This window comes from Blastococcus saxobsidens DD2, from assembly GCF_000284015.1.
GTDB lineage: Bacteria > Actinomycetota > Actinomycetes > Mycobacteriales > Geodermatophilaceae > Blastococcus > Blastococcus saxobsidens_A.
Genome location: NC_016943.1, coordinates 2240091 through 2266170, shown reverse-complemented (window position 1 = coordinate 2266170; position 26080 = coordinate 2240091). Strand labels below are relative to the sequence as shown.

Here is a 26080-nt window from a genome sequence, read left to right as displayed (position 1 = left end):
CTGCGAGATCTGCACAGTGGTCCCCCTCGGGGCGCTGGTGGGGGCGAGCGTGCAGATCTCGCCGCCGGGAAGCGGGTGCGTCAACGAACTGCCTTTCCGTCCAGGACGGTCGGCGTCCCGCGCAGGAACGTCGCGACCACCCGGCCGGGGAGTTCCCGGCCGGCGTAAGGGCTGTTGCGGCTGCGGCTGGCCAGCGCCGCCGGGTCGACGGTGGCGCGGGCCACCGGGTCGACGAGGACCAGGTTGGCCGGCTCCCCGGGGGCCAGCGGACGGCCGTGCCCGTCCAGCCGGCCGATGGCCGCCGGGCGCACCGACATGCGGTCGGCGACGCCGGTCCAGTCCAGCCGGCCCGGCTCGACCATCGTCTCGATGACCACCGAGAGCGCCTGCTCCAGCCCGAGCATGCCGGGCCGGGCCTCCGCCCACTCGCTCTCCTTGTCCTCCACCGCGTGGGGGGCGTGGTCGGTGCCCACGGCGTCGATCGTGCCGTCGGCCAGACCCGCCCGCAGTGCCTCGACGTCGGCATCGGTCCGCAGCGGCGGGTTGACCTTGAACACCGGGTCGTAGCTCTCCGCGCAGGCGTCGGTGAGCAGCAGGTGGTGCGGGGTGACCTCGGCGGTCACCTGGACGCCGCGGGACTTCGCCCACCGCAGGATCTCCACCGACCCCGCCGTCGACACGTGGCAGACGTGCAGCCGCGCGCCGACGTGCTCGGCGATCAGCACGTCGCGGGCGATGATCGCCTCCTCCGCAGCGGCCGGCCAGCCGGTGAGGCCGAGGCGGGCCGATCGGTCGCCCTCGTGCATCTGGGCGCCGACGGTCAGCCGCGGCTCCTCGGCGTGCTGGGCGACGACGCCGTCGAGGGCCTTCACGTACTCCAGCGCCCGGCGCATGAGCGCTGGGTCCGCGACGCAGTGCCCGTCGTCGGAGAAGACCCGTACGCGGGCGGCGGAGTCGGCCATCGCGCCGAGCTCTGCCAGCCGCTCGCCCTTCAGCCCGACGGTCACCGCCCCGACGGGGACGACGTCGACCAGCCCGGCCTCCTGGCCCAGCCGCCAGACCTGCTCCACCACACCGGCGGTGTCGGCGACCGGGTCGGTGTTGGCCATCGCGTGCACCGCGGTGAAGCCGCCGAGGGCGGCGGCCCGGCTGCCGGTCTCGACCGTCTCGGCGTCCTCGCGGCCGGGCTCGCGCAGGTGGGTGTGCAGGTCCACCAGCCCGGGCAGCGCCACCAGGCCCGCGGCCTCGACGACCTCGGCGCCCGTGGTGGGCAGCGGCCCACCGACGGCGGCGATCCGGCCGTCCTCGATCAGGATGTCGACGGACTCCCCGCCGTAGGGCTTCGCGCCCTTGATCAGGTAGTTCGTCATGCGGGTGAGCCTCCGAGCAGCAGGTAGAGCACGGCCATCCGGATCGAGACCCCGTTGGCGACCTGCTCGACGATCGTGGAGCGGACGGAGTCGGCCACCTCGGCGGCGATCTCCATGCCGCGGTTCATCGGGCCCGGGTGCATGACGATCGCGTCGTCGGGCAGCACGGCCATGCGCCGGGCGTCGAGTCCGTAGCGGCGGCTGTACTCGCGGGCGCTGGGGAAGAACGAGGCGTTCATCCGCTCGGCCTGCACCCGCAGCATCATCACGACGTCGCTCTTGGGCAGGACGGCGTCCAGGTCGTAGCCGACCTCGGCCGGCCAGCTGCCCACGCCCACCGGCAGCAGCGTCGGGGGCGCCACCAGGGTGACCTCGGCACCGAGGGTGTGCAGCAGGCCGACGTTGGACCGGGCCACCCGGCTGTGCAGCACGTCACCGACGATCGTCACCCGCACGCCGTCGAGGCGGCCCAGCCGCTGCCGGATCGTGTAGGCGTCCAGCAGCGCCTGCGTGGGGTGCTCGTGGGTGCCGTCACCGGCGTTGACCACGCTGCCGCGCACCCAGTGCGCCAGCCGGTGCGGCGCCCCGGAGGCCCAGTGCCGGACCACGACGGCGTCGGCGCCCATGGCCTCCAGCGTCAGCGCGGTGTCCTTGAGGCTCTCGCCCTTGGAGACGCTGCTGCCCTTGGCCGAGAAGTTGATGACGTCGGCCGAGAGCCGCTTCGCCGCCAGCTCGAAGGAGATGCGGGTGCGCGTGGAGTCCTCGTAGAAGAGGTTGACCACGGTGCGGCCGCGCAGGGTGGGGAGCTTCTTGACCTCGCGGCCGGCCAGCGCCTGGTCGATCTGCGCCGCGGTGTCCAGCACGAGCGTCGCGTCGGCCCGGTCGAGGTCGGCGGCCTCCAGCAGGTGCCGCCTCATGCTCGGTCCCCGTCCAGGACGACGACCTCGTCGCTCCCGTCGATCTCGGCCAGGTGCACCTTCACCTGCTGGCTCCGCGAGGTCGGCACGTTCTTCCCGACGAAGTCGGCACGGATGGGCAGTTCCCGGTGACCGCGGTCGACCAGCACGGCCAGCTGCACGCTGCGCGGGCGGCCCAGGTCCCGGAGCGCGTCCAGCGCGGCGCGCACGGACCGGCCGGAGAAGAGGACGTCGTCGACGAGGACGACCAGCCGGTCGTCGATGCCTGTGGGCGGCACGACCGTGGGCTCGAGCGCCCGGACGCCGCGCAGCCGCAGGTCGTCCCGGTACAGGGTGATGTCGACGGTGCCGGCGTCGACCGCCGTGCCGGTGAAGGCCTCGATGCGGGCCGCCAGCCGGCGGGCCAGCGGGGCACCCCGCGTCGGGATGCCCACGAGGACGAGATCGGAGAGTCCGCCGTCCGCCGATCCCGGATCGATCGTCGCGGCCCGCTCGATGAGCTGGTGTGCCATGCGGTCGACGACGCGGGCGACGTCGGCGGAGGAGAGCAGGGTGCCGGGGGTGCCGCCGGGAGTCGTGCTCCGGGCAGGCTCGGACGTGCGGGCCATGAGGCCTCCTTCCCCGCCTCACTGGACGGGTCGTTAAAGGAGTGGTCGGACCGGGCTCGACGGTACTGCACCGCGCCGGACCCCCCACGCGGCGGGGCGTCGCACACCCACCGTGGTGGCCGAGCACCGGCGTCCACCGCTCGTGTCAGCCCGTCTGTTGGAATCCCGGCTCGGCAAGTACGCTGCGTGACGACCAGCCCCCATCCGAGACGACGGACAGTGAGCAGACAGCGATGAGCACCGACTACTCACGGGCCCTCGGCGCCCGGCTCCGCGCGATCCGCAACCAGCAGGGTCTGTCCCTGCAGGGTGTGGAGGACAAGTCGCACGGCCGCTGGAAGGCGGTCGTCGTCGGCTCCTACGAACGAGGCGACCGCGCCGTCACCGTGCAGCGCCTCTCCGAACTGGCCGTCTTCTACGGCGTCCCGGTGTCGGAGCTGCTGCCCGACCCCCGGCCGAGCTCCGCGGTCACCTCGACGAACAAGATCGTGCTGAACCTGGAGTCGCTGGGCTCGCTGCCCGCCGACGAGGCCGGGCCCCTGGCCCGCTACGCCTCGACCATCCAGGCCCAGCGGCACGACTACAACGGCAAGGTGCTCTCGATCCGGGCCGAGGACCTCAAGTCGCTGGCGATCATCTACGACATGAGCCCCGACGAGCTGACCACCCGGCTCATCGAGTGGGGCGTCCTCTCCCCCGGCATGGAGGGGATCATCAGCAGCGGTGGTGACGAGGACCTCGAGGAGGACGTCGACGACTCGTGGGGCGACCGCCGGCGCTCGCCGCGCTGAAGAAGGCCCCAGCTCGCTCGCGACGGGCCCCTGCCGATCCGGCAGGGGCCCGTCGTCGTTCCCGGGCCGGACGCCCGGTGCCCCGAGCTGGGTTTCGTGGCGTCGTCCGGAACCGGTAGCAAGTTACGGGGCCGCACGGTTCCGACACGCGCGCCAGAATCTGTTCCGCCGATGCCGGCTGTGCCAGGGTGCTCGCACCCGGGCGCCTGATCCGGAACCCAGGGAGGTCCGCATGCCGGCGGTGGAGATGGTGGGGGTCTCGAAGACCTACCGCGGACGGGGCGGCCAGTCGCTCAAGGCCCTCGACGGCCTGGACATGACGGTCGAGTCCGGCGGCGTCCACGGCCTCCTCGGCCCGAACGGCTCGGGCAAGACCACCTCCATCCGGGCACTCCTGGGGCTCGTCGGCATCGACGGCGGTGCCGGCCAGATGCGGTTGCTGGACGAGCCGGTGCCCGCGGGCCTCCCAGGGGTGGTCGGGCACGTGGGCGCGCTCGTGGAGACGCCGCTGTTCTTCCCCGGCTTCTCCGGGCGACGCAACCTCCGGCTGCTGGCCGAGACCGCCGGGGTTCCCCGGGAGCGCGTCGAGGAGTGCCTGGAACTGGTCGACCTGCGTGAGCGCGCCGATGACCGGTTCAAGGGCTACTCCCTCGGCATGAAGCAGCGGCTCGGCATCGCCGCGGCGCTGCTCAAGTCCCCCCGGCTGCTCATCCTCGACGAGCCCAGCAACGGCCTCGACCCGGCCGGCATCCGCGACGTCCGCGAACTCATCCGGCGGCTCGGTGCCGACGGCCGGACGACCGTGCTCGTGTCCTCGCACCTGCTGGCCGAGATCCAGCAGGTCTGCGACTCGGTGACGATCCTCGCCCGCGGCCGCCGGGTCGCCGCGGGGCCGGTGTCGTCGGTGCTGACGCAGGCCGGGGCCGCCGACGTACGCGTGGTGGTGCCGGATCCGGCGGCCGCGGCCGCCGTCCTCGCCGGCGGCGGCTTCTCCGTCTCGCCGGCGCCCGACGGGCAGATCCTGGTGCACGGAGCACCGGCGCCCGGCGACATCACCCGCCTGCTGGCCGAGCACGGCCACTACCTCGAGGAGCTGGTCCGCGTGACCCCCGACCTGGAGAGCGCGTTCCTCGCCATCACCGGGGAGCGGGCATGAGCGCGATGACCCAGGAGCCGACCGTCGCGCCCGAGCCCGGAGCGGCCCACCGGTCCGGCAGCCTGTTCCGCGCGGAGCTGCACCGCTTCCGTGCGCGTCGGTTCATCCAGGTGCTCCTCGGGCTGTCGGTCATCGGCTGGCTGGCCGCCGTCTGCATCGGCCTGCTCACCTTCGGCGCCCCCACCGAGGCCGACTACGCCGACGCCCGGGAGCGGATGCAGGAGTTCATCGCCGGCGAGGAGGCCTGGCGGGCGGACTGCGCGAGGGATGCCGAGGACGCCGGGCAGGACCCCGAGGTCTTCTGCGGACCACCCCTCGACACATCCACCTGGCGGGTCGAGGACTACCTCGACACCGCGCCCTTCGATTTCGCGGCGACCGGCCCGGCCGGCGCCATGGCCTTCGCGGCGGCCGCCGCCGTGCTGGCCTTCCTGATCGGGGCGACGTGGATCGGGGCCGAGTGGTCGCACCGGACCATCGTGGCGCTGCTCTTCTGGGTGCCGAGCCGGCTGCGGGTGATGGGCACCAAGATCGGCGTCCTCGCGCTGGCGGCGGCGGCCATCGGGGTCGCCGCACAGGCCGGCTGGCTGCTCATGGCGTGGATCCTGAGCACTCTCGTGGGCAACGATCAGGAGCCGCAGGACGGCTTCTGGGCCGACCTGCTGGCCGCGCAGGGCCGATCGGTGCTCCTCGTGGTGCTGATCTCGCTGATCGGTTTCGGGCTGGCCAACCTCGTGCGCAACACCGGGGCGTCGCTGGGGGTCGGTTTCGTCTACTTCGCGATCCTGGAGAACGCGCTGCGGATCTACGACCCGACGCTGGACCGGTGGCTGCTGTCCATCAATGCGATCGCCCTGGTCCTCCCCGACGGCCTCCGGGTGTACGACTACAGCGCCATGGGGTCGGGGATGAGCGAACCGCCGTCCTACCTGGTCACCAACCTGCAGGGTGGCCTGGTGGTCGGTGCGTTCGCCGCGGTGATCGTCGGTGTCGGCGTCTGGCTGTTCGCCCGACGCGACCTGCACTGACACCGTCATCCTCCGGGCACACCGTGCGGGCGCATATCCATGACCTGACTCGTATGCTCGTATGCATGCGAACCTCGATGAACCTTCCCGACGGGTTGCTCGAGGAGGTGCGGGCCCGGGCCGCCGCAAGCGGGCGGACGACGACCAGCCTGGTGGAGGAGGCCTTGCGCCTTCTTCTGGACAGCCGCCCGTGTTCCGCACCACGCAGCCCGCTACCGGCTTACGGCAGCCCGGACGGCGAGTTCCTGGTCGACCTCGGGGATCGTGACGCGGTGTGGGCCGCGCTGGACGAATCTCGATGATCCTTCCGGACGTCAACGTGCTGGTGTATGCCTTCCGCCGGGAGGCCGAACAGCACGAGGTCTACGCGCACTGGCTCGGGCGAGTGGTCGATGGCGCCGACGAACTGGCGCTGCACGACCCCGTACTCGCCGGCTTCCTCCGGATCGTCACCAACCCACGATTCCTGACCGACCCGGCTCCTGTGGATGTGGCCCTGGACTTCGTGGCCCGGCTCCGGCAGGGCGCGCGCGCCCGCTGGATACGTCCGGGTCACCAGACCTGGGAGCTGCTCGCTCGCCTCGCCGGCGAGGACCGCGGGATTCGGGGCAACCTGGTCCCGGATGCCCATCTGGCCGCAGTCGCCCTCACCCATGGCGCCCAGCTCGCCACCGCCGATCGGGGCTTCAGCCGCTTCCCGGGCCTCCGCTGGTTCGACCCGGCCGTCACACCGGGCTGAGTGACGTCCCCGGAAGGCGTCGCCGGTCGTCAGGCCGTGGGGACCTCAGCGGCGAGGATCGCGCCGAGCACGCCGTTGACGTAACCCGGCGAGTCGTCGGTGGAGAGGGCCTTGGCCAGCTCGACCGCCTCGTCGATGACCACCGCGTCGGGGACGTCGTCGGCCCAGAGCAGCTCGTAGGTGGCCATCCGGAGGATGGCGCGGTCGACGTCGGGCAGCCGGTCCAGCGACCAGTTGGCGGCGTGCGCCTCGATCAGCTCGTCGATGCGCGCAGCCTCCTGGTCGACTCCCTCGACCAGCCGGACGGCGTGGTCGGGCACCGGCGGGTTCCCGTCGGCGACCCGCTCCCGCAGCAGCTCGAGCCGGTCGCGACCGCGGACGTCGGCCTCGTAGAGGACGTCGACGGCCCGCTTGCGCGCCTTGCTCCGTGCGGCCATCAGCGGAGGGGTCGGATGGAGATCATCGGAACGGCGCTCAGTTGGCGCGGCCGAGGTACCGGCCGTCGCGGGTGTCGACCTTCAGCTTCTCGCCGGTGCTGATGAACAACGGCACCTGGATCTGCGCGCCGGTCTCGAGCGTCGCCGGCTTGGTGCCACCGGTGGAGCGGTCGCCCTGCAGCCCCGGGTCGGTGTGCTCGACGACGAGCTCCATCGTGACCGGCAGCTCGACGTAGAGCGGGTTCCCGTCATGCATGGCGACGGTGACCTCGGTGTTCTCCAGCAGGTAGTCCGCGCCGCCACCGAGGGTCTGGTCCGGAACCGGGATCTGGTCGAACGTGTCGCCGTCCATGAAGACGAAGTCGGCGCCGTCCTTGTAGAGGTAGGTCATCGACCGCTTGTCGACGTTCGCCGTCTCCACCTTGGTGCCGGCGTTGAAGGTCTTGTCGACGACCTTGCCCGAGAGGACGTTCTTCAGCGTGGTACGCACGAAGGCGCCGCCCTTGCCCGGCTTGACGTGCTGGAACTCGGTGACGGCCCAGAGCTGGCCGTCCAGGTTGAGGACCATGCCGTTCTTGAGATCGTTGGTGGTAGCCATCTAGAGAACCAGCAGTTCCTTGCTCGTGAGGGTCAACAACTCGGGCGCGTCGTCGGTGACGATCAGGGTGTCCTCGATCCGGACACCGCCGTGGCCGGGTAGGTACACCCCCGGCTCCACGGTGACGGCCATGCCGGCGGCCAGCGTACCTGCGCCCAGCTGGCCGATGCCCGGCGCCTCGTGGATCTCCAGGCCGACACCGTGCCCCAGACCGTGCGTGAAGTGGTCGCCGTGACCTGCCCCGACGATGACGTCCCGGGCGGCGGAGTCGACCGCGACCACGTCTGCGCCCACGACCAGCGCGGCCCGGCCGGCCGCCTGCGACGCCGCGACCAGCTCGTAGACCTCCCGCTGCCAGTCGGCCGCGTGGCCGAGCACCAGCGTGCGGGTCATGTCGGAGTGGTAGCCGTCGACGGTCGCGCCGAAGTCGAGCTTGAGGAAGTTCCCCTCGCACAGCACCGTCGAGTCGGGCCGGTGGTGCGGGATGGCGGAGTTGGCGCCGGTGGCGACGATCGTCTCGAACGACGGCGCCTCGGCGCCGAGCCGCAGCATCCGGGCGTCGAGCTCCCGGCCGACCTCCAGCTCCGTGCGGCCCGGCCGCAGCGCCCCCTCGCCCGCGAGCTCGGCGAGCGCCTGGTCGGCGACGGCGCACGCGCGGCGCAGCGCCGCGATCTCGCCGTCGTCCTTGATCGCGCGCTGGGCCTCGACCGCCCGGCGCACCGAGGCGAGTTCGGGCACGGGTCGGCCGGCCGCGGCATCGGCGAGCACCCGCTCCAGCCCGTGCAGCCCGTCGACGGTGAGGTCGTGCGACTCGTAGCCCAGCCGGGCCACCCCCCGACGCACGGCGGCACGGGCCAGCGCCGGCACGGTCCCCCGGTCGATGACCAGCTCGAGGTCGGGCACCTGCGCGCCCGCCTGGGTGGTGTACCGGCCGTCGGTGCCCAGCAGGTCGCCGCTGCCGTCGGCGCGCACCAGCAGGGCGCCGTTGGAACCGGTGAAGCCGGTCAGGTACCGCACGTTGAGCAGGTGGGTGACCAGGACGGCGTCCAGCCCCCGCTCGGCCGCCGTGGCGCGGAGCGCGTCCCGCCGCGCCGCTGCGCTGGCCACCCGCTCCTCCACCCTGCTGGCCACCCGCCCCTCCGCCCCGGCCGGGGTCACGACAGGCCCCGGAGGACCAGCCACTGGAGCGCCAGCACGTAGCCGTGCACGCCGAGCCCGACGATGGCGCCGTCGGCGACCCGGGACACGTAGGAGTGCCGGCGGAACTCCTCGCGGCGGTGGATGTTGCTGATGTGCACCTCGATCACCGGCGCGCTCACCGCGGCGATCGCGTCGTGCAGGACCACCGAGGTGTGCGTCCAGCCGCCCGGGTTGATCACGATCGGGTGCCCGGCGTCCGTGGCCTCGTGGATCCAGCGCAGCAGCTCGCCCTCGTCGTCGGTCTGGCGCACCTGCACCTCGACGCCGAGCTCGCGGCCGGCCGTCCCCAGCAGCTCGACCAGCTGGGCGTGGGTCGTCGTTCCGTAGATCTCCGGCTCGCGGGTGCCGAGCCGGCCGAGGTTGGCGCCGTTGAACACCTGGATGGTCATGCCGTCTCCGATACTGCGGCCCACGCCGCGTCGAGCCAGGCCTGGTCGGGGTCGGTCAGGATCCTGGGGTTGCCCAGGCCCTCGAGGACGACGAACCGCAGCGACGCGCCACGCGCCTTCTTGTCCACGCGCATCACCTGCTGCAGCCGGCCCCAGTCGCCGGCGTACCGGGTCGGCAGGCCCATGGCGGCGACCAGGCCGTGGTGCCGCGCCACCTCGGCGGCGGGCAGCAGGCCGGCCTGCCCGGCGAGCTCGGCGGCGAAGACCAGGCCGACCGCGACCGCCTCGCCGTGCCGCCAGCCGAAGTCCTCCACCCGCTCGATCGCGTGGGCCAGCGTGTGCCCGTAGTTGAGGAACTCGCGCACACCGGTGTCGTAGAGGTCCTCCCCCACCGCGTCGGCCTTGACCCGGACCGCGCGCTCGATCAGCTCCTCGATGTCCCGGCGGCCCGTGGGGTCGGCGTCCAGGAGCCGCAGGATCTCGCCGTCGGCGATGAAGCCGCACTTCACGACCTCGGCCATCCCGGACCGGAACTCCGCCTCCGGCAACCCGGCCAGCAGGTCGGTGTCGGCGAGCACGGCGGCGGGAGGGTGGAAGGCACCGACGAGGTTCTTGCCGGCCGCGGTGTTGATGCCGGTCTTCCCGCCCACGGCCGCGTCGACCATGCCCAGCACGCTGGTGGGCACCGTCACGAACCGCACGCCACGCGTCCAGGTGGCGGCCAGGAAGCCGGCGAGGTCGGTGACCGCGCCCCCACCGATCCCGACGACGGCGTCGGAGCGGGTCAGCCCGAGCCGGCCGAACTCGTCCCACATCGCGGCGGCGACCTGTGCGGTCTTCGCCGCCTCGCCGTCGGGGACGACGAGCGCCTCGGCGGCCACGCCCGCGGTCTGCAGGATCTCGACGGCGGACCCGGCGGCGGCGGCCAGCGGCGGCGCGTGGACGACGACGGCCCGGGGAGTGCCGGCCAGCACCAGCGCGAGCTCCCGCTGCGCGCCGGCGCCGATGGTCACCTCGTAGGGCTTCTCCCCCGCGACGGGGACGCGCCGGGTCACCGGGCGGTCTCCTGCGTCAGGACGGCGAGCACGTCGGCGACGACCTCCTCCGGCGCGCGCCCGGCGGTGGTGACCGGGTGGGTGGCCACCTCCGCGTAGAGCGGGGCACGCTGTTCGAGCATGGCGCGCAGCATGGCGCGGGGGTTCACGGCCAGCAGCGGCCGGTCCCGGGACAGCCCGACCCGGCGGGCCGCCGAGGAGACGTCCACGTCCAGCCAGACCACGGTGCCGCCGGCGCCGCCGTAGGCGATCAGCAGTTCCCGGGTGGCGGCGCTGGTCACGGCCCCGCCGCCGAGAGCGAGCACGCCGGCGTGCTCGGCGAGCGCGCGGGCCACGGCACGCTCCTCGAGCGCCCGGAAGTGCGGCTCGCCCTGCTGCACGAACAGGTCGGCGATCGTCGTGCCGGTCTCGACCTCGACGTCCCGGTCGGTGTCCCGGAACGGGAGGCTCCGCGCGGCGGCGACGGCCGTACCGACCGTCGTCTTGCCGGACGCCGGGGGGCCGACCAGGACCAGTGCCGGGGAGCTCATCGGTAGGGCAGCGCGTCGAGGTAGGCCTGCACGTTGCGGCAGGTCTCGGCCACGGAGTCGCCGCCGAACTTCTCCAGCACCACGTCGGCCAGCACGAGCGCGACCATCGCCTCCATCACCACGCTGCCGCGGGGCACTGCGCAGGCGTCGCTGCGCTGGTTGATGGCCACCGCCGCCTCACCGGTGGCGACGTCGACGGTCTGCAGCGCCCGGGGCACGGTGCTGATCGGCTTCATGGCGGCGCGGACGCGCAGCACCTCGCCGTTGGTCATGCCGCCCTCGATGCCGCCGGCGCGGTCGGTGAGCCGCTGCACCCGCGTGCCGCCGTCGGCCAGCACGATCTCGTCGTGGGCCACCGAGCCCCGGCGGCGGGCGGTCTCCAGCCCGTCGCCGACCTCGACCGCCTTGACCGACTGCACGCCCATGAGCGCGGCGGCGAGGCGGGCGTCGAGCCGGCGGTCCCAGTGCACGTGGGTGCCCAGCCCCGGGGGCAGTCCGTGGACGACGACCTCGATGACCCCGCCGAGGGTGTCCCCGGTCCTCCGGGCGTCGTCGATCTCGGCGACCATGCGTTCGCTGGTGGCCGGGTCGGCGCAGCGCACCGGGTCCTCGTCCAGCCGCGGGTTGTCGTCCGGACCGGGCACGATCCCGTCGGGGGCCGCGACCGGACCGATGCCCACCACGTGGCTGACCACCGAGACGCCGACGGTCTGGCGCAGGAACGCCTGGGCGATCGCGCCGAGCGCCACCCGGGCCGCCGTCTCCCGCGCACTGGCCCGCTCGAGGACGGGTCGTGCGTCGTCGAACCCGTACTTCTGCATGCCGGCGAGGTCGGCGTGACCGGGGCGCGGCCGGGTCAGGGGGGCGTTGCGAGCCTGGCCGGCGAGCACCTCGGCGTCGACCGGGTCCGCGGACATCACGGTCTGCCACTTGGGCCACTCGGTGTTGCCCACCTGCACCGCGATGGGACCGCCCTGGGTACGGCCGTGCCGGACGCCGCCGGTGAGGGCGACCACGTCCTGCTCGAAGGACATGCGGGCGCCCCGCCCGTGCCCCAGCCGGCGACGGGCCAGCTGCAGGTCCAGGTCGGAGGTCTGCACCTCGACCCCGGCCGGGAGGCCCTCGAGGATGGCGGTGAGCTGCTGGCCGTGCGACTCACCGGCGGTCAGCCAGCGCAACATGCGGGGGATTCTGCCAGGCGACCGGGAGCCGCTCCGCCGGCATGGCTCAAGGGGGTGGGACGCCGCCCACCAGGAGGCCGAGGACGGCACCGAGGAGCAGCGGCGGACCGAAGGGGACGGCGCTCCGCCAGCCGGCCCGGCCGCCGGCCACGAGGGCGACCGAGGCGAGCGCACCGGTGAGCAGCCCCAGGAAGAGCCCGGCCAGCAGGATCCCCCAGCCGAACCAGCCCAGCACCAGGCCGATCAGCCCCAGCAGCTTGACGTCGCCGAAGCCGAGGCCCGCCGGAGCGAGCAGCCGGGCCCCGCCGGCGACGACGACCGCCGCCGCACCGGCCGCGACCGCCCGCGCGAGTGCCGTCCAGGTGCCCAGGACGACGGCGTCCACCAGCAGCGCCGCGGTGCAGACCGCCAGCGCCGGCAGGACGACCCGGTCGGGCAGCCGGTGGACGGCGAGGTCGACCAGCGCGAGGACGACCGCAGCGCCGGCCCCCCAGGCGAGTGCGAGGGTCGCCGGGCGCAGCCCGCCGAGCAGCAGGGCACCGGCCATGCCGGCGGCGAACAGCACCGTCGCCAGTGCGGCGGCGGCGGGGGGCGCGGTCGCCCTGGCGTCGCGGGCGGCGAGCCGCGCGGCGGTCCGCGCGAGCCAGGGGCCGAGCGCCAGCCCACCGATCAGCGCGGCGCTGACCAGGACCGGTCGGGCGACGTCCACGGCGGCCCTCAGCGGGCGTCGAGGGCGGCGCGCATCGCGCCGAGGGGCGCGGACTGCCCCGTCATGAGCTCCACCTGGACGGTGGCCTGCCAGAACAGCACCTCGAGGCCGCCGATGACCGTGCCGCCCGCCGCGGTGACCCGTTCGGCCAGCGGGGTGGGCCACGGCGCGTAGAGCACGTCGAGCACCGTCTGCCCGCTGTGCCAGTCCAGCGCCGCCACGGCCGGCTGACCACCGACCGGCACGGTGCTCACCACGACCGGGGCGTCGACGCGGGCCCCGTCCAGCGGGAAGACGCGGGTCCGCACCCCCAGGGTGTCCAGCACCCGCCGCACGTCACCGGCCCGCGCCGGATCCCGGACGACCAGGTCGACCTGCTCCGCCCCCAGCGACGCCAGGGCCACGGCAGCCGCGGCCGCCGTCCCCCCGGCCCCGAGGATCGCCGCGTGGTCCACCTGCTCCACGCCGGCGACCTGCAACGCCATGCCGACGCCGGTCACGTCGGTGTTCTCGGCTCGCCAGCCGGCGTCGGTGCGGACCAGGGTGTTGGCCGCCTGCAGCAGCCGCGGCAGCGGTTCCACCACGTCGGCGACGTCGACGGCCGCCCGCTTGCACGGCATGGTCACCGAGAAACCGCGCCACTCCTCGCCGAGACCGGCGAGCAGCGGAGCGACGTCCTCGGCGCCGACGTCGAGCGCGTCGTAGGTCCAGTCGGGAAGCCCCAGCCCTGCGTAGGCCGCGCGGTGCAGCAGCGGGGAGAGGGAGTGGGTCACCGGCCGGCCGAGGACCGCCGCCCGCTGCCGCGGCTCAGCCACCGCATCCGAGTCCGGCGTCGGCACACCGCTGGCGGGCCTGCTGGAACTCGGCGTAGTCGCTGGTGAAGAAGTGGGATCCCTCCTGGGACTCCAGCACGTAGTACAGGAGGTCGCCGCTCGTCGGGGCCAGGGCCGCCTCCAGGCTGGCCTCGCCGGGCGAGCTGATCGGCGTCGGCGGCAGCCCGGCGCGGGTCCGGGTGTTGTACGGGCTGTCGGTCTCCAGGTCCGTCACGGTCAGCTCGTTGCCGCTCTTGTCCAGCCCGTAGGCCAGCGTGGCGTCGATTCCCAGCCGGATGCCCTGCTCGAGCCGGTTGTAGATCACCTGGGCGACGTCGGCCCGCTCCTCGTCCAGCCGCGTCTCCGACTGCACCATCGACGCGACCGTGACCACCTCGTAGGGGCTCAGGCCCAGCGCCGCGGCGCGCTCCTCCAGCCGGAGCCGGCCGGCCACCTCGGTGAACGTGTCCACCATCCGCTGCAGCATCTGCTGCGGCGTGGTGCCGGGCTCGAAGTCGTACGTCGCCGGGAAGAGGAAGCCCTCGAGCTGGCCACCCGCGTACGCGGGCAGCCTCAGCACGGCCGGGTCGGCCGCCGCCTGCAGCTCCTCGAGCGGGGTCCCGGTCTCCTCCGCGAGCCGGGCGAGGATCTGCTCCACCGTGAACCCCTCGGGCACGGTGACCCGCGAGACCTGGCGCGAGGCCGGGTCGAGCAGCATCTCCAGGGCCGACTCGCCGCTCATCTGAAGCCGCAGCGTGTAGACGCCGGGCTGGATTCCGGTGGCCTCGGGGTTGGCCTCCGCCGCGCTCACGAACGGTCCCGTGGAGGCGATGACGTCGGCGTCGGCGAGCGTCCGGGCGATGTCGCTGAGCGTGTCGCCCTCCTGGACGCGCACGTCGATGCTGCCGGTGCCGGCGCCGGTGTAGTCCTGCGCGGCGGGGTTGATCAGGGAGAGCAGCTGCTGCCCGCCGATCACGATCCCCGCGACCAGGGCGCCGAGCACCAACAGGGCCAGGACCACCGCGAACGGCCGCCGGCGCCGGCGCCGGTCGCTGCGCGAGTCGTAGGGCTCCACCGGGATCTCGTCGTCGGCGACCGGGTCGTGCCCGCCCGCGCCGGAGGTGTCCAGCAGGTCGCCGTCGTGTCCGGCCGGGGCGTCCGCCACCCCGGGTTCCGGAGCGGCTGCCCCGTCCACCACCGGCGCCGGCGGCACGGCCGCGCCAGGGCCGCGGCGGAACCCGCGGCGGCGCGGTCGGTCCTCGTCGACGTTGGCGCCGATGACGTCCAGCCCGCCGGTCTCCTCGTCCCAGAGGGGCCCACCGGTCGTGGGGGCGTCGTCCTCGGGGAACTCGTCGTCGGGCTTCCCGGCGAACCGCGGCGCGGCCACGGTCGCGTCGTCATCACCCGGTTCCGGTCGCGGGCGCAGCCGGTCCCAGGCACCCGTGGGCAGCGGCGGGAGCGGTGCCGAGGGGTGCTGCCTGCCGTAGCCGTGCTCGTCCCCGCCGCCGTGCCGCGCGGTGAGCGGGGAACCGGGGTCGTCGGTCGAGCCGAAAGACCACCAGGCCGGTTCCACCATCGGACCGGTGGCGTCCTCGTGTGCGGTCCCACGCCCGAGACCCGGCGGGAAGCCGTGGCCGGCGGAGGCACCGGGGCCCGTCCGGAACGACGAGGAACCCCCACCGAGGGCCCCGTCGAAGGAGTGCCTGCCTCGCCGCGGCAGCCCGCCGGGCGCGGTCATGAGCTCGCCCGCCGGCTGTCCAGATACTGCTGGAGGATGACCACGGCCGCCGCCTGGTCGATCACTCCGCGCTGGCGCCGGCTGTCGATGCCGCCCTCGCGGAGCTGGCTGGCTGCGGTCACGGTGGAGAGCCTCTCGTCGATCAGGTTCACCGGCACGTCCGGGATGCGGTCGGCCAGTTCCTGTGCGTAATCGGCAGCATCCTGGGCAGACGTGCCGGCGGCACCCGACAGATGCACCGGCTCTCCCACCACCACCTCTGTCACCTCGTGTTCCGCGACGAGCGCGACGAGCTGGTCCAGGTCCGTCCTGCTCTTCGCCCGGCGGAGGGTCTCCAGCGGGCTGGCGAGGGTGCGGGTCACGTCGGACAGCGCGACGCCGACCCGCACGGTACCCACGTCGATGCCGAGCACCCGCCCTCGCCGCGAGGTCGCGCCGGGGCGGCGCGGCGGCACCTTGAGGTGCTGCGGCCAGCCACCGCTCAGGTCGATCTCCGTGGTCTCGTGCTTGACCGGCGGGAAGCCCTGGCTGAGGTCGATCTCGGTGGTCGGGTGGTAGGTCGGCTGCTCACCGGTGGACGGCCGGGGACGCGCCGGCGGCACGGCCGGCAGCTCCCGGCGCCGCCGGCCGACGGGGCCGGTGTCCTCGGGGTTGTGCTCGGATCCGGACACGATGGTCTACCTCCCAGTGGCGGTCGCGACCGCCTGGACGCCTGCCTGCAACGCAGCGGGGATACCCGCGGGATCGGTGCCGCCCCCCTGGGCGACGTCGGACTTGCCGCCCCCGCGACCGCCGACGGGAGCCGAGGCCGCCTTCAGGACGTCGTTGGCCGACAGCCCCTGCGCGACCGCGGCCGGGTTGAGCGCGGCAACGAGTGCCACCTTGCCACCGGACTCCGAGGCCAGCAGCACGACCGCCGGCCGGTCGGCGGCCAGCCGGCCCCGGACGTCGAGCGCGAGGGACCGCAGCTCACCGCCGCCCAGCCCGGCCGGCGACCCGGTGACGACGGCGACCCCGCCCACGTCCTCGGCCGAGGCGGCCAGGTCCCCCGCCGCGGCGAGGTTCTGCTGGGCCCGCAGGTCGGCGAGCTCCCGGTCGAGGTCGCGCAGGCGGGCGACCATGCCGCTCACCCGGTCGACCAGACCGTCCTGCGGCGACTTGAGGAGCTCGGCGAGCTGGCGGACCAGGTCGCGCTCGCGGGCCAGGTAGCGGAAGCCCTCGAGCCCGACGACCGCCTCCACGCGCCGTGAGCCGGAGCCGACCGAGGACTCGCCGGTCAGGGCGAGCGTGCCGATCTGCGCGCTGCCGCGCACGTGCGTGCCACCGCAGAGCTCGCGCGACCAGGGGCCGCCGATCTCCACGACGCGCACCTGCTCGCCGTAGGTCTCGCCGAACAGCGCGAGCGCGCCGAAGGCCTGGGCCTCGGGCAGCGTCATCCAGGAGGCGGACACGGCGTGGTCGGCGCGGACGGCGGCGTTGGCGACGTCCTCGATGTCGGCGCGCTGCTGCCGGGTGAGCGCGCCCTGCCAGGCGAAGTCCAGCCGCAGGTACCCGGGCCGGTTGTACGAGCCGGACTGCAGCGCCTGCGGGCCGAGCACCTGCCGCAGCGCGGCGTGCACCACGTGCGTGCCCGAGTGGGCCTGGCAGGCGGAGAGGCGCCACTCCCGGTCCACCTCGGCGGTGAGCTCGGCGCCATCCCGGAGCTCCCCCTCGAGGATTCGCACCTGGTGCGCGACCAGCCCCTTCACCGGTCGCTGGACGTCGATCACCTCGGCGCGCCCGCCGTCCCAGGTCAGGATGCCCGCGTCGGCGACCTGGCCGCCGGACTCCGCGTAGAACGGCGTGCGGTCCAGGACCACGCGGGTGATGTCGCCCGGACCGGCCGGGCGGACCCCCTCGTCCTCGCCCTCGGAGACGACCCCGAGCACGCGCGAGTCGGTGTGCAAGGTCTCGTAGGCGCGCCAGTCGGTCGGGCCGTGCTCGGCCAGCAGCCGGCGGTAGGCCAGGACGTCGACCGACCCGGTGCGCTTGGCGCGCGCGTCGGCGCGGGCCCGGTCGCGCTGCTCCTTCATGAGCGCGCGGAAGCCCTCCTCGTCGACGGTCACGCCCTGCTCGGCGGCCATCTCGAGGGTGACGTCGATGGGGAAGCCGTAGGTGTCGTGCAGCGAGAAGGCCTGGTTGCCGGACAGCTTGGGCGTGCCGGCCTGCTTCGCCTGCGACACCGCGGTGTCGAACAGCGCCGTCCCCGAGGCGAGGGTGCGGCGGAACGCCTCCTCCTCGGCGTAGGCGACGGCGGAGATGCGGGCGAAGTCGGTGGCCAGCTCGGGGTAGCTGGCGCTCATCGCGTCGCGGGAGACCGGCAGGAGCTCGGGCAGCGTCGCCGCGTCGACGCCGAGCAGCTTCATCGAGCGGACGGCGCGGCGCAGCAGCCGGCGGAGGATGTAGCCGCGGCCCTCGTTGCCCGGGGTGACGCCGTCGCCGATCAGCATGAGGCCGCTGCGCACGTGGTCGGCGACCACGCGCAGCCGCACGTCGCGCTCTTGACTCCCCCGCCCATCCCGCCCGTCGCCGTAGACGACACCGGCGAGGTCGGCGGCCCGGCGCAGCACCGGCGCGACCTCGTCGATCTCGTACATGTTGTCGACGCCCTGCAGCAGGTAGGCCACCCGCTCCAGGCCCATGCCGGTGTCGATGTTCTTCTTCGGCAGCTCGCCGACGACCGTGAACTCCTCCTTGCTGCGGACGTCGGTGAGCTCGTACTGCATGAAGACGAGGTTCCAGATCTCCAGGAACCGGTCGCCGGCGGTGTCGACCAGCGGGCCGCCGTCCGGACCGAACTCCGGACCGCGGTCGAAGTAGATCTCCGAGCACGGCCCCCCCGGGCCGGGAGCGCCGGTGTGCCAGTAGTTGTCCTTCTTGCCCAACCGCTGGATGCGCTCCACGGGCAGGCCCGCGATCCGGTGCCAGGCGTCGGCGGCCTCGTCGTCGTCGAGGTAGACGGTGACCCACATGCGGTCCGGGTCGAAACCCAGCCCGCCGTCCTCCACCCGCCCGGTGATCAGCTCCCAGGCGTGCCGGACGGCGCCTTCCTTGAAGTAGTCGCCGAAGGAGAAGTTGCCGTTCATCTGGAAGAACGTGCCGTGCCGGGTGGTCTTGCCCACCTCCTCGATGTCGAGGGTGCGGACGCACTTCTGCACGCTCGTGGCCCGCGGGAACGGCGCGGGCTCCCGGCCGGTCAGGTACGGGATGAACGGCACCATGCCGGCGACGGTGAACAGCAGCGACGGGTCCGGGGACACCAGTGAGGCACTGGGGACGACGGTGTGCCCGCGTTCGGCGAAGTGCTCGAGGAAGCGGCGGCGGATCTCGGCGGTCTGCATCGTCTACTCAGTTCTGCGGGGCCGGGCGGCCTGCGGTGCCCGGCCGGGGGGTCAGAGGTCGGCGGCGTGCGCGCCGCGCCGCAGCGAGGCATCGCCCGGCGCGGGCAGCGGCGCGTCCAGCCCGGTGCCCGCGCGCAGCTCCAGCTCGCGCTCGGACATCGCCTCGCGGACGTCGGCGCCGAAGTCGCCGATGGCATCGGCCAGGTCGCGCAGACCCTCGGCGATCGAGGCGCCGATGCCGGCCGGGTTCATCTTCTCGGCGGCCGCGGAGAGCTTGCGGACGACCAGGGCGCCGATGGTGATGCCCATCGCCAGCCAGAACAGCCGGCGCATCAGGCGGCCCGCCGGGCGGCCCGGCGCGAGCGACGCGCCTCCTTGTCGCGGCGGGCGGCGTCAGCGAGCGCCTGCCCCTCCCGCTTCTTCTTCGCGGCGCTGCGCACGCCGTAGCTGAACGCGGCCACCTTGATCAGCGGGCTGCCCAGGGTGGCGGCCACCACGCTGGTGAGGGCGGCGACGTTGCTGGAGACGTTCGCGGCGTTGCCGGTGATGTCGTCGACCCGCTCCAGGTTGCTGTTCACGTGGGCGACCGTGGTGCTGGCCTGGCCGAGGATCGGAGCGCTCTGCTCCCGCACCTGGCGGATGGTCAGCGTCGTCTCGTCCAGCGTGCGCCCCAGCTTGAGCAGCGGAATGGCCACGAGCACCACCAGCAGCACGAAGGCCAGGGCGGCGATCAGTCCGGCCCACTCTCCTGCGGACACGCGGGTCTCCTGTTCTCGATGACGTGCGATGACCGGGCGGCGGCCCGGAGTGGTCACAGTAGTCGCGGGCCCGGGCCGACGTCCGCCGCCCGGCGGGGAGTCACCGGGAGCGCCTGACGATGTCCTCGGTCAGGCTCCGCGCCCCGGTCCGCTCCTCGCTCGCTGCCCAGGGCACCTCCGCGGTCGCTCCGCTCCTCGCTCGTTCCTCGCTGCGATGCTCACTCCCTGTCGGCGCCCGCCTCACCGCGATCGCTCCCGGAGCTGTCGCCTGACGATCTCCCGCAGCCGGCCCAGCCGCGCGGCGATCGGGCCCTCCGCACCCCGGGCCGTCGGCCGGTAGTAGTCCTTCCCGACCAGCGCGTCGGGTGGGTACTGCTGCGGGACGACGCCGTCGGGGTGCGCGTGCGGATAGACGTAGGTCTTCCCGTGGCCGAGCTTCTTCGCCCCGGCGTAGTGGGCGTCGCGCAGACCGGGCGGGACCGGCCCGCCCAGGCCGGCCCGGACGTCGGCCATGGAGTCGCCGATGGCCGTGGTCACCGCGTTCGACTTCGGGGCCGTGGCCAGGTGGACGACGGCCTGGGCCAGCGGGAAGTGCCCCTCGGGCATGCCGATGAAGGCGACGGCGTCGGCGGCGGCGACCGCGGTGAGCAGCGCCGTCGGGTCCGCCATGCCGATGTCCTCGCTGGCGGAGATGACCAGCCGCCGGGCGATGAACCGCGGGTCCTCCCCCGCGGTGACCATGCGGGCCAGGTAGTGCAGTGCGGCGTCGACGTCGCTGCCGCGGATGCTCTTGATCAGGGCGCTGGCGATGTCGTAGTGCATGTCGCCCTGCCGGTCGTAGCGGACCGCGGCCTGCGCCACCGCCGTCTCCAGGGTGGCGAGGTCGATCTCCGGGGCGCCGGCCGCCTGGGCCGCCCCGGCGCCGGACTCCAGCGCGGTCAGCGCCTTGCGCGCGTCGCCGCCGGCCACCCGCACCAGGTGGTCCTCGGCCTCGGCGCTGAGGGTGAGCGTGCCGCCCAGCCCGCGCTCGCTGGCCAGCGCCCGGTGCAGCACGGAGCGGACGTCGTCGTCGGTGAGCGGCTGCAGGGCCAGCACGAGGCTGCGGGACAGCAGCGGGCTGACCACGGAGAAGAAGGGGTTCTCGGTGGTGGCCGCGATCAGGCTGACGATCCGGTCCTCGACCGCGCTGAGCAGCGAGTCCTGCTGGGTCTTGGAGAAGCGGTGCACCTCGTCGATGAACAGGACGGTCCGGCGGCCGGCGTAAGTCAGCTCGCGCCTGGCGCTCTGGATGACCGCGCGGACCTCCTTGACCCCCGCGTCGAGGGCGGAGAGTTGCACGAACTGCCGCTTGGTGGCCAGCGAGATGACGTGCGCCAGCGTGGTCTTCCCGGTGCCGGGCGGGCCGTAGAGCACCAGCGACATCGGCTCGTCGGACTCGACCAGCCTCCGCAGCGGGGCGCGGTCACCGAGCAGGTGCTGCTGGCCGACGACCTCCCCGAGCGAGCGCGGCCGCATGCGCACCGCCAGCGGCGCGCCGGGGTCGACGGCGGTGGGGCCGTCGTCGCCCGGCTCGTCGAACAACGAAGTCATACCGCCGGTTCACTCCCGCGGCGCGCTCCGCTCCTCGCTCCCATGCCCAGGCCGCCTCCGCGGTCAGTCCGCTCCTCGTTCGTTCCTCGCTGCGATGCTCCCTCCCTGTCGCCGGCCGCCTCGCTGCGATGCTCACGCGCCTGTCCGTTCACGGTTCGTGACGCTACCCGCGGGGCACGACGGTCCCCGTGCAGCAGCGACGCATCGGGAACCTGACCGTCAGCGCGATCGGACTCGGCGCGATGCCGCTGTCCACGAAGGAGGACCGGCCCACCCCCGAGGACGCCGTCGCCGTCGTCCACGCCGCCCTCGACGCCGGGGTCACGCTGGTCGACACCGCCGACGCGTACTCGCGGGACGAGGCGGAGTTCGGGCACAACGAGACGCTGGTGGCCGACGCCCTGCGGTCCTACGGCTCGGGTGCCGCCGACGTGCTGGTCGCCACCAAGGGCGGGCACACCCGGCGCGGCACCGACTGGGAGCTGGACGGGTCGGCCGCCTACCTGCGGCGAGCCTGCGAGGCCTCGCTGCGCCGGCTCGGCGTGGACGCCATCGGGCTCTACCAGTTCCACCGCCCCGACCCGGCCACGCCGTGGGAGGACTCGATGGGGGCGCTGCGCACGCTGGCCGACGACGGGCTGGTGCGGATGGTCGGCATCTCCAACGCCGACATCGCGCAGATCGACGTCGCCCGGTCCATCGTGGGCGACGCGCTGGTCAGCGTGCAGAACCAGTTCTCCCCCGGCTGGCGGCACTCCGCCGACGAGCTCGCCCACTGCGCGCAGCACGAGCTGGCCTTCCTCCCGTGGAGCCCGTTCGGCGGGGTGAGCGCCGCCGGGTCGCTGGGGTCGAGCTCCCCCGCGTTCGCCGAGGCGGCCGACGAGCTGGGCGTGTCGGTGTACCGCCTGACGCTCGCCTGGCACCTGGCGCAGAACGACGTCGTCGTCCCGATCCCCGGCGCCTCCCAGCGGGAGTCGATCGTCGACTCCGCTGCCGCCGCGGACCTGGAGCTGTCCCCCGAACAGCTCGCCCGGCTGGACGCCGCCTGACCGCTACTCCCCCTCGGCCGGGGGGCCGACGACGTGCTCAGGTGGTCGTCGCCCGGCCGGCGGAGAGGCGCGGCCGCACGGCGCACACCAGGGCCGCGACGACGACGGCGGCGATCCAGGGGGCGACCAGCTGCTGGTGGCCCGGCTGCGCGACCTGCCAGAAGGTCTGCGCCGCCGCGGCCAGGGCCTCGGGCAGCGTCTCGGGGAAGCCGGGCATGCCGGGCACGGCCCCCCGGAGGTAGATCTCCAGGTGGACCGCCGCGGTCGACGCCGGTTCCACGAACCAGGCGCCCACCAGCACCACCGCCCACCACGCCAGCCTCGCCGCCGGACGGGCGCCGATCACCACGAGGGCCGCCGCGAGCACCACCACCCCCGCCCACTGGCTCCAGCGCCAGTCGAGGGCGAGCAGGTGGTCGGCCTGGGTCGCATTCAGCAGCGCGAGCTGCAGCCCGCTGAGCCAGCCGGTCACGGCAGTGGCCAGCGCGGCCAGGCCGACGCCCAGCCCGATCCGACCGAACACCCAGGCCGAGCCGAGCGCCCAGCCGACGCAGCCTGCGACGACCGTGAGCAAGCCCAGGCCGGCGATCACCCGGTCGGCGCCGAAGGGTATCGGCTGGCCGGCGATGAACAGCCCCACCTGCAGCAGCGTCAGCGCCATCGCCGAGGCCACGCCGGCGCCCGTAGCGGCCACCGCGGTCCGACGTCGCCCCGGGCGGGCGAGCCGGCCGAGCAGTCCGGCCACGATCCCGCCCCAGAACGCCCCCATCCACAGGATGCCGGAGTGGGAGGCCAGCAGGTACACCACCGGCCAGCCCTGGGCCGGGTGGTCGGTGAGGACGTCCTCGAGCAGCGACGGGAAGAACCCGACCAGCCACCACCCGAGCGCCGCCACGGGGCCCAGCGCCCACGGCGGCAGCGTCCGGAACGACCGGCCGGCCGACGCCTCTCGGTGCGGAACTCCTGCGTACAGCATGTGCGGGAGTGTGCCGCACGCCACGTCGTTCCGGGGCGCCGCGCGGGCCGGCGTGGCGCCCCGGCATCAGCGGGCGAGGGTCTCCTTCAGCGCGGCGAGGACGAGCGCCACCTTGTCCGGCGTCGCGTTGGCACCCATCAGCCCGATCCGCCAGACGGTCGCCGCGTAGGCGCCCACTCCCCCGCCGATCTCGAGGTCGTAGCGCTCGAGCAGCTCCTTGCGGACGGCGGCCGAGTCGACACCCTCGGGCACCGTCACCGTGGTCAGCTCCGGCAGCCGGTGCCCCTCGGCCGCGAACAACTCCAGGCCGAGCTCGGCGAGGCCCTCGTGCAGCAGCCGGCCGGCCTCGGCGTGCCGGGCGTGGACCGCGTCCAGCCCCTCCTCGAGGATCCGGCCGAGCCCGGCGTGCAGCGACACGACCATCCCGGTCGGCGCCGTGTGGTGGTAGGTGCGGCCACCCGACCCGGCGGCCTCACCCGCGTACCCGCCGAGCATGCCGAGGTCGAGGTACCAGCTCTGCGGCTTCTCGATCCGCCGCTCCCAGGCCCGGTCGCTGATCGTGAACGGCGCGAGCCCGGGCGCGACGCCGAGGCACTTCTGCGAGCCCGAGTAGGCGAGGTCCACGCCCCACTCGTCCAGCTCCACGGGGATCCCGCCGAGCGAGGTGACGCAGTCGGCCAGCAGCAGCGCGTCGCCCTTTCCGGCGGCCAGGGGCGCCAGGTCCGAGAGCACACCGGTGGAGGTCTCGGCGTGCACCGCGGCGATCAGCTTCGGCGACGGGTGCGCCTCCAGGACACGGCCGGCGTCGACCGGCTGACCCCACTCGTGGTCGACGGGGACCACCTCGGCGCCGCAGCGGCCGGCGACGTCGACCATCCGCTGCCCGAACAGGCCGTTCACCGCGACGACGACGACGTCGCCCGGGCCCACGGTGTTGACGAACGCCGCCTCCATGCCGGCCGAGCCGGTGGCCGACAGCGGCAGCGTGCGCCGGTTCGCCGTCCCGAAGACCTGGCGCAGCCGGTCCGAGGTCTCGTCCAAGATCTGGAGGAACACCGGGTCGAGGTGTCCCAGCAGCGGCCGGGCCAGCGCGACCTGCGCCTCCGGGTACGGGTTCGAGGGGCCGGGACCGAGGAGGGTGCGGGCACGCAATGGCATACCCGGCAACCTACCGGCGAGGCCGTCGACCGAGCACTGCGACGGTGTGCGCCGATGGGCAACCCGAGAGGCTTCCTGCACATTGCTGCACACCGTCGAGCCGTCGCACATGCTCGACGACGGGCCGGCTCAGCGCGTCGGGTCGGTGGGCCCCGGGGCACCGGGCTCGCCGGGGAGCGCCGGCTCGTCGGGCTTCGCGTCGATGCCGGACTCCGTCCGCTGCGCCTCGGTGATCGGCGTCGGCGCACCGGTCAGCGGGTCGTAGCCGGCCCCGGTCTTCGGGAACGCGATGACCTCGCGGATGGAGTCCACCCCCGAGAGCAGGGCGGACAGCCGGTCCCAGCCCAGCGCGGCGCCGGCGTGCGGCGGCGGGCCGTAGGCGAACGCCTCGAGGAAGAAGCCGAACCGCTCGCGGGCCTCCTCGCGGGACATCCCGAGGGTCTCGAACACCCGCTCCTGCAGGTCGGCGTCGTGGATACGCACCGAGCCGCTCATGACCTCGTTGCCGTTGATCACCATGTCGTAGGCGTCGGACAGCGCCGCGCCCTTGTCCTCGGCGAACCGCTCCCGCCACTCGGGCGTGGGCGAGGTGAACGGGTGGTGCATGAAGGTCCAGTCGCCGTCCTCGGTCTCCTCGAACATCGGGAAGTCGACGACGAACAGGAACGACCAGGTGCCCGGCTCGATGAGCTCCAGTCGCCGGGCGATCTCGTTCCGCGCGGCACCCAGCAGCTCCTGCGACGTCCGCCGTGCGCCGGCGGCGAAGAAGACGCAGTCACCGGGCTTCGCGCCGACGGCCTCCACCAGGCCCGCGCGCTCGGCGTCGGAGATGTTCTTGGCGACCGGACCGCCCAGGGTGCCGTCCTCGGCGATGGTCACGTAGGCCAGGCCCTTGGCGCCGCGCGACTTCGCCCAGTCCTGCCAGGCGTCGAACGCCCGGCGCGGCTGCGACCCGCCGCCGGGCATGACCACGGCGCCGACGTAGGGCGACTGGAAGACACGGAACGGCGTGCTCGCGAAGTACTCGGTGAGCTCGGTGAGCTCGATGCCGAAGCGCAGGTCGGGCTTGTCGGAGCCGAACCGGTCCATGGCCTCGCGGTAGGTCATCCGCGGGATCTCGGGCACCTCGTAGGAGGCCAGCTCGCGCCACAGCGACCGGACGACGTCCTCGGCGATCGCCAGCACGTCGTCGCGCTCGACGAAACTCATCTCGAAGTCCAGCTGGGTGAACTCCGGCTGCCGGTCGGCCCGGAAGTCCTCGTCCCGGAAGCAGCGCGCGATCTGGTAGTAGCGCTCCAGCCCACCGATCATCAGCAGCTGCTTGAACAGCTGCGGGGACTGCGGCAGGGCGTACCACTTGCCCGGCTGCAGCCGGACGGGGACGACGAAGTCGCGGGCGCCCTCCGGGGTCGAGCGGGTCAGCGACGGCGTCTCCACCTCGACGAACCCGTGCTCTGCCATGACGCCCCGCGCGATCCGGTTCACCTCCGACCGCAGCCGGATGGCCTTCGCCGGGCCCTGGCGGCGCAGGTCGAGGTAGCGGTACTTGTAGCGGACGTCGTCCCCGGCGGCCTGGTCGGTCTCGATGGGGAACGGCAACGGCGCCGAGGCCGACAGCACCTGCAGCGACGAGGTGGCGACCTCGATCTCGCCGGAGGGCAGCTCCGGGTTCTCGTTGCCCTCCGGGCGGCGGCGCACCTCGCCGGTCACCAGCACGCAGTACTCGTTGCGCAGGTGGTGGGCCTCCTCCTCGCGGACGACGACCTGCACGTACCCGGAGGCGTCGCGCAGGTCGAGGAAGACCACACCCCCGTGGTCGCGGCGGCGGGCGACCCAGCCGGCGAGGGTGACGGTGGTGCCGGCGTCGGACGCGCGCAGCGTTCCGGCGTCGTGGGTGCGGAGCACGGTCAG

The 26080-nt window shown here is 73.9% G+C and carries 27 protein-coding genes; 6 read left to right on the top strand and 21 right to left on the bottom strand.

Going from position 1 to position 26080, the window contains the following annotated elements:
• Window positions 1-80 precede the first annotated feature (80 nt).
• The 3 genes from BLASA_RS10700 to pyrR are packed head-to-tail and all read right to left on the bottom strand — an operon-like array spanning window position 81 to window position 2895.
• Entirely contained in the window at window positions 81-1370 is a 1290-nt protein-coding gene (locus BLASA_RS10700) for a dihydroorotase (protein WP_014376148.1), read from the bottom strand.
• Window positions 1367-2287, bottom strand: coding sequence for an aspartate carbamoyltransferase catalytic subunit (locus BLASA_RS10695; protein WP_014376147.1), 921 nt, complete (start codon window positions 2285-2287; stop codon window positions 1367-1369). Before BLASA_RS10695 ends, BLASA_RS10700 begins: the two co-directional genes overlap by 4 nt.
• On the bottom strand, window positions 2284-2895 hold the full coding sequence (pyrR, locus tag BLASA_RS10690; RefSeq protein WP_014376146.1) for a bifunctional pyr operon transcriptional regulator/uracil phosphoribosyltransferase PyrR: 612 nt from the start codon (window positions 2893-2895) through the stop codon (window positions 2284-2286). The genes BLASA_RS10695 and pyrR overlap by 4 nt, the downstream gene beginning before the upstream one ends.
• A gap of 233 nt (window positions 2896-3128) precedes the next feature.
• Between pyrR and BLASA_RS10685 the strand changes: the two genes are divergently transcribed.
• From BLASA_RS10685 to BLASA_RS10665, 5 genes are all read left to right on the top strand, one after another.
• Complete coding sequence (locus BLASA_RS10685) at window positions 3129-3686, top strand: transcriptional regulator (protein ID WP_014376145.1); 558 nt, start codon at window positions 3129-3131, stop codon at window positions 3684-3686.
• Between the two features lie 232 nt (window positions 3687-3918).
• Entirely contained in the window at window positions 3919-4842 is a 924-nt protein-coding gene (locus BLASA_RS10680) for an ABC transporter ATP-binding protein (RefSeq protein ID WP_014376144.1), read from the top strand.
• Window positions 4839-5870: an ABC transporter permease subunit gene (locus BLASA_RS24565; RefSeq protein ID WP_014376143.1), complete on the top strand. Its 1032-nt coding sequence runs from the start codon at window positions 4839-4841 to the stop codon at window positions 5868-5870. The genes BLASA_RS10680 and BLASA_RS24565 overlap by 4 nt, the downstream gene beginning before the upstream one ends.
• A gap of 65 nt (window positions 5871-5935) precedes the next feature.
• Window positions 5936-6172 carry a ribbon-helix-helix protein, CopG family gene (locus BLASA_RS10670; RefSeq protein WP_014376142.1) on the top strand — a complete coding sequence of 79 codons (237 nt, stop codon included), beginning with the start codon at window positions 5936-5938 and terminating at the stop codon, window positions 6170-6172.
• A complete protein-coding gene (locus tag BLASA_RS10665) occupies window positions 6169-6609 on the top strand; it encodes a TA system VapC family ribonuclease toxin (protein ID WP_014376141.1) in 441 nt (146 codons plus the stop codon). Before BLASA_RS10670 ends, BLASA_RS10665 begins: the two co-directional genes overlap by 4 nt.
• A gap of 29 nt (window positions 6610-6638) precedes the next feature.
• On the opposite strand, the gene nusB is transcribed toward BLASA_RS10665, so the two are convergent.
• From nusB to BLASA_RS10590, 15 genes are all read right to left on the bottom strand, one after another.
• The gene (nusB, locus tag BLASA_RS10660; RefSeq protein WP_014376140.1) at window positions 6639-7046 is read right to left on the bottom strand and encodes a transcription antitermination factor NusB; all 408 of its coding nucleotides are present in this window, start codon (window positions 7044-7046) and stop codon (window positions 6639-6641) included.
• A 37-nt stretch (window positions 7047-7083) separates the two neighbouring features.
• Entirely contained in the window at window positions 7084-7644 is a 561-nt protein-coding gene (gene efp / locus BLASA_RS10655) for an elongation factor P (RefSeq protein WP_014376139.1), read from the bottom strand.
• Complete coding sequence (locus BLASA_RS10650) at window positions 7645-8775, bottom strand: M24 family metallopeptidase (protein ID WP_231839604.1); 1131 nt, start codon at window positions 8773-8775, stop codon at window positions 7645-7647.
• Between the two features lie 23 nt (window positions 8776-8798).
• Window positions 8799-9233: a type II 3-dehydroquinate dehydratase gene (gene aroQ / locus BLASA_RS10645; protein WP_014376137.1), complete on the bottom strand. Its 435-nt coding sequence runs from the start codon at window positions 9231-9233 to the stop codon at window positions 8799-8801.
• Window positions 9230-10288: a 3-dehydroquinate synthase gene (gene aroB / locus BLASA_RS10640; RefSeq protein ID WP_014376136.1), complete on the bottom strand. Its 1059-nt coding sequence runs from the start codon at window positions 10286-10288 to the stop codon at window positions 9230-9232. The genes aroQ and aroB overlap by 4 nt, the downstream gene beginning before the upstream one ends.
• Window positions 10285-10818, bottom strand: coding sequence for a shikimate kinase (locus tag BLASA_RS10635; RefSeq protein WP_014376135.1), 534 nt, complete (start codon window positions 10816-10818; stop codon window positions 10285-10287). The genes aroB and BLASA_RS10635 overlap by 4 nt, the downstream gene beginning before the upstream one ends.
• Entirely contained in the window at window positions 10815-11999 is a 1185-nt protein-coding gene (aroC, locus tag BLASA_RS10630) for a chorismate synthase (RefSeq protein ID WP_014376134.1), read from the bottom strand. The genes BLASA_RS10635 and aroC overlap by 4 nt, the downstream gene beginning before the upstream one ends.
• Window positions 12000-12045: 46 nt before the next feature.
• The gene (locus tag BLASA_RS10625; protein WP_014376133.1) at window positions 12046-12708 is read right to left on the bottom strand and encodes a prepilin peptidase; all 663 of its coding nucleotides are present in this window, start codon (window positions 12706-12708) and stop codon (window positions 12046-12048) included.
• A gap of 8 nt (window positions 12709-12716) precedes the next feature.
• Window positions 12717-13523, bottom strand: a complete 807-nt coding sequence (locus BLASA_RS10620; protein WP_041776379.1) for a shikimate dehydrogenase — start codon at window positions 13521-13523, stop codon at window positions 12717-12719.
• Window positions 13516-15096, bottom strand: coding sequence for an endolytic transglycosylase MltG (mltG, locus tag BLASA_RS23440; protein ID WP_166486534.1), 1581 nt, complete (start codon window positions 15094-15096; stop codon window positions 13516-13518). Before mltG ends, BLASA_RS10620 begins: the two co-directional genes overlap by 8 nt.
• A gap of 158 nt (window positions 15097-15254) precedes the next feature.
• Window positions 15255-15929 carry a Holliday junction resolvase RuvX gene (gene ruvX / locus BLASA_RS10610; protein WP_014376130.1) on the bottom strand — a complete coding sequence of 225 codons (675 nt, stop codon included), beginning with the start codon at window positions 15927-15929 and terminating at the stop codon, window positions 15255-15257.
• A gap of 6 nt (window positions 15930-15935) precedes the next feature.
• Entirely contained in the window at window positions 15936-18638 is a 2703-nt protein-coding gene (gene alaS, locus BLASA_RS10605) for an alanine--tRNA ligase (RefSeq protein ID WP_014376129.1), read from the bottom strand.
• A 51-nt stretch (window positions 18639-18689) separates the two neighbouring features.
• A complete protein-coding gene (locus tag BLASA_RS10600; RefSeq protein ID WP_014376128.1) occupies window positions 18690-18971 on the bottom strand; it encodes a hypothetical protein in 282 nt (93 codons plus the stop codon).
• The gene (locus BLASA_RS10595; protein WP_014376127.1) at window positions 18971-19396 is read right to left on the bottom strand and encodes a DUF948 domain-containing protein; all 426 of its coding nucleotides are present in this window, start codon (window positions 19394-19396) and stop codon (window positions 18971-18973) included. Before BLASA_RS10595 ends, BLASA_RS10600 begins: the two co-directional genes overlap by 1 nt.
• A gap of 240 nt (window positions 19397-19636) precedes the next feature.
• Window positions 19637-20986 (bottom strand): replication-associated recombination protein A, encoded by a 1350-nt coding sequence (locus BLASA_RS10590; protein ID WP_014376126.1) that lies wholly within the window; start codon window positions 20984-20986, stop codon window positions 19637-19639.
• 188 nt (window positions 20987-21174) lie between these two features.
• On the opposite strand from BLASA_RS10590, the gene BLASA_RS10585 reads away from it, so the two are divergent.
• Window positions 21175-22035 (top strand): aldo/keto reductase, encoded by an 861-nt coding sequence (locus BLASA_RS10585; RefSeq protein ID WP_014376125.1) that lies wholly within the window; start codon window positions 21175-21177, stop codon window positions 22033-22035.
• Between the two features lie 37 nt (window positions 22036-22072).
• Here BLASA_RS10585 and BLASA_RS10580 read toward each other — a convergent pair whose 3' ends face one another.
• The 3 genes from BLASA_RS10580 to aspS all read right to left on the bottom strand — a co-directional run bounded on the left by BLASA_RS10580 (window position 22073) and on the right by aspS (window position 26074).
• Window positions 22073-23011, bottom strand: a complete 939-nt coding sequence (locus BLASA_RS10580) for a hypothetical protein (RefSeq protein ID WP_014376124.1) — start codon at window positions 23009-23011, stop codon at window positions 22073-22075.
• Window positions 23012-23077: 66 nt separating this feature from the next.
• Window positions 23078-24169, bottom strand: a complete 1092-nt coding sequence (locus tag BLASA_RS10575) for a pyridoxal-phosphate-dependent aminotransferase family protein (protein WP_014376123.1) — start codon at window positions 24167-24169, stop codon at window positions 23078-23080.
• Window positions 24170-24298: 129 nt separating this feature from the next.
• Window positions 24299-26074, bottom strand: coding sequence for an aspartate--tRNA ligase (gene aspS / locus BLASA_RS10570; protein ID WP_014376122.1), 1776 nt, complete (start codon window positions 26072-26074; stop codon window positions 24299-24301).
• Window positions 26075-26080: the final 6 nt, after the last annotated feature.

What these genes read in the sequence shown, in the direction of transcription:
- BLASA_RS10700 (WP_014376148.1), bottom strand. Translation starts at nt 1,370, where the DNA reads ATGACGAACTACCTGATCAAGGGCGCGAAGCCCTACGGCGGGGAGTCC.
- BLASA_RS10695 (WP_014376147.1), bottom strand. Translation starts at nt 2,287, where the DNA reads ATGAGGCGGCACCTGCTGGAGGCCGCCGACCTCGACCGGGCCGACGCG.
- pyrR (WP_014376146.1), bottom strand. Translation starts at nt 2,895, where the DNA reads ATGGCCCGCACGTCCGAGCCTGCCCGGAGCACGACTCCCGGCGGCACC.
- BLASA_RS10685 (WP_014376145.1), top strand. Translation starts at nt 3,129, where the DNA reads ATGAGCACCGACTACTCACGGGCCCTCGGCGCCCGGCTCCGCGCGATC.
- BLASA_RS10680 (WP_014376144.1), top strand. Translation starts at nt 3,919, where the DNA reads ATGCCGGCGGTGGAGATGGTGGGGGTCTCGAAGACCTACCGCGGACGG.
- BLASA_RS24565 (WP_014376143.1), top strand. Translation starts at nt 4,839, where the DNA reads ATGAGCGCGATGACCCAGGAGCCGACCGTCGCGCCCGAGCCCGGAGCG.
- BLASA_RS10670 (WP_014376142.1), top strand. Translation starts at nt 5,936, where the DNA reads ATGCGAACCTCGATGAACCTTCCCGACGGGTTGCTCGAGGAGGTGCGG.
- BLASA_RS10665 (WP_014376141.1), top strand. Translation starts at nt 6,169, where the DNA reads ATGATCCTTCCGGACGTCAACGTGCTGGTGTATGCCTTCCGCCGGGAG.
- nusB (WP_014376140.1), bottom strand. Translation starts at nt 7,046, where the DNA reads ATGGCCGCACGGAGCAAGGCGCGCAAGCGGGCCGTCGACGTCCTCTAC.
- efp (WP_014376139.1), bottom strand. Translation starts at nt 7,644, where the DNA reads ATGGCTACCACCAACGATCTCAAGAACGGCATGGTCCTCAACCTGGAC.
- aroQ (WP_014376137.1), bottom strand. Translation starts at nt 9,233, where the DNA reads ATGACCATCCAGGTGTTCAACGGCGCCAACCTCGGCCGGCTCGGCACC.
- BLASA_RS10635 (WP_014376135.1), bottom strand. Translation starts at nt 10,818, where the DNA reads ATGAGCTCCCCGGCACTGGTCCTGGTCGGCCCCCCGGCGTCCGGCAAG.
- aroC (WP_014376134.1), bottom strand. Translation starts at nt 11,999, where the DNA reads ATGTTGCGCTGGCTGACCGCCGGTGAGTCGCACGGCCAGCAGCTCACC.
- mltG (WP_166486534.1), bottom strand. Translation starts at nt 15,096, where the DNA reads ATGGTGGAACCGGCCTGGTGGTCTTTCGGCTCGACCGACGACCCCGGT.
- alaS (WP_014376129.1), bottom strand. Translation starts at nt 18,638, where the DNA reads ATGCAGACCGCCGAGATCCGCCGCCGCTTCCTCGAGCACTTCGCCGAA.
- BLASA_RS10600 (WP_014376128.1), bottom strand. Translation starts at nt 18,971, where the DNA reads ATGCGCCGGCTGTTCTGGCTGGCGATGGGCATCACCATCGGCGCCCTG.
- BLASA_RS10590 (WP_014376126.1), bottom strand. Translation starts at nt 20,986, where the DNA reads ATGACTTCGTTGTTCGACGAGCCGGGCGACGACGGCCCCACCGCCGTC.
- BLASA_RS10580 (WP_014376124.1), bottom strand. Translation starts at nt 23,011, where the DNA reads ATGCTGTACGCAGGAGTTCCGCACCGAGAGGCGTCGGCCGGCCGGTCG.
- BLASA_RS10575 (WP_014376123.1), bottom strand. Translation starts at nt 24,169, where the DNA reads ATGCCATTGCGTGCCCGCACCCTCCTCGGTCCCGGCCCCTCGAACCCG.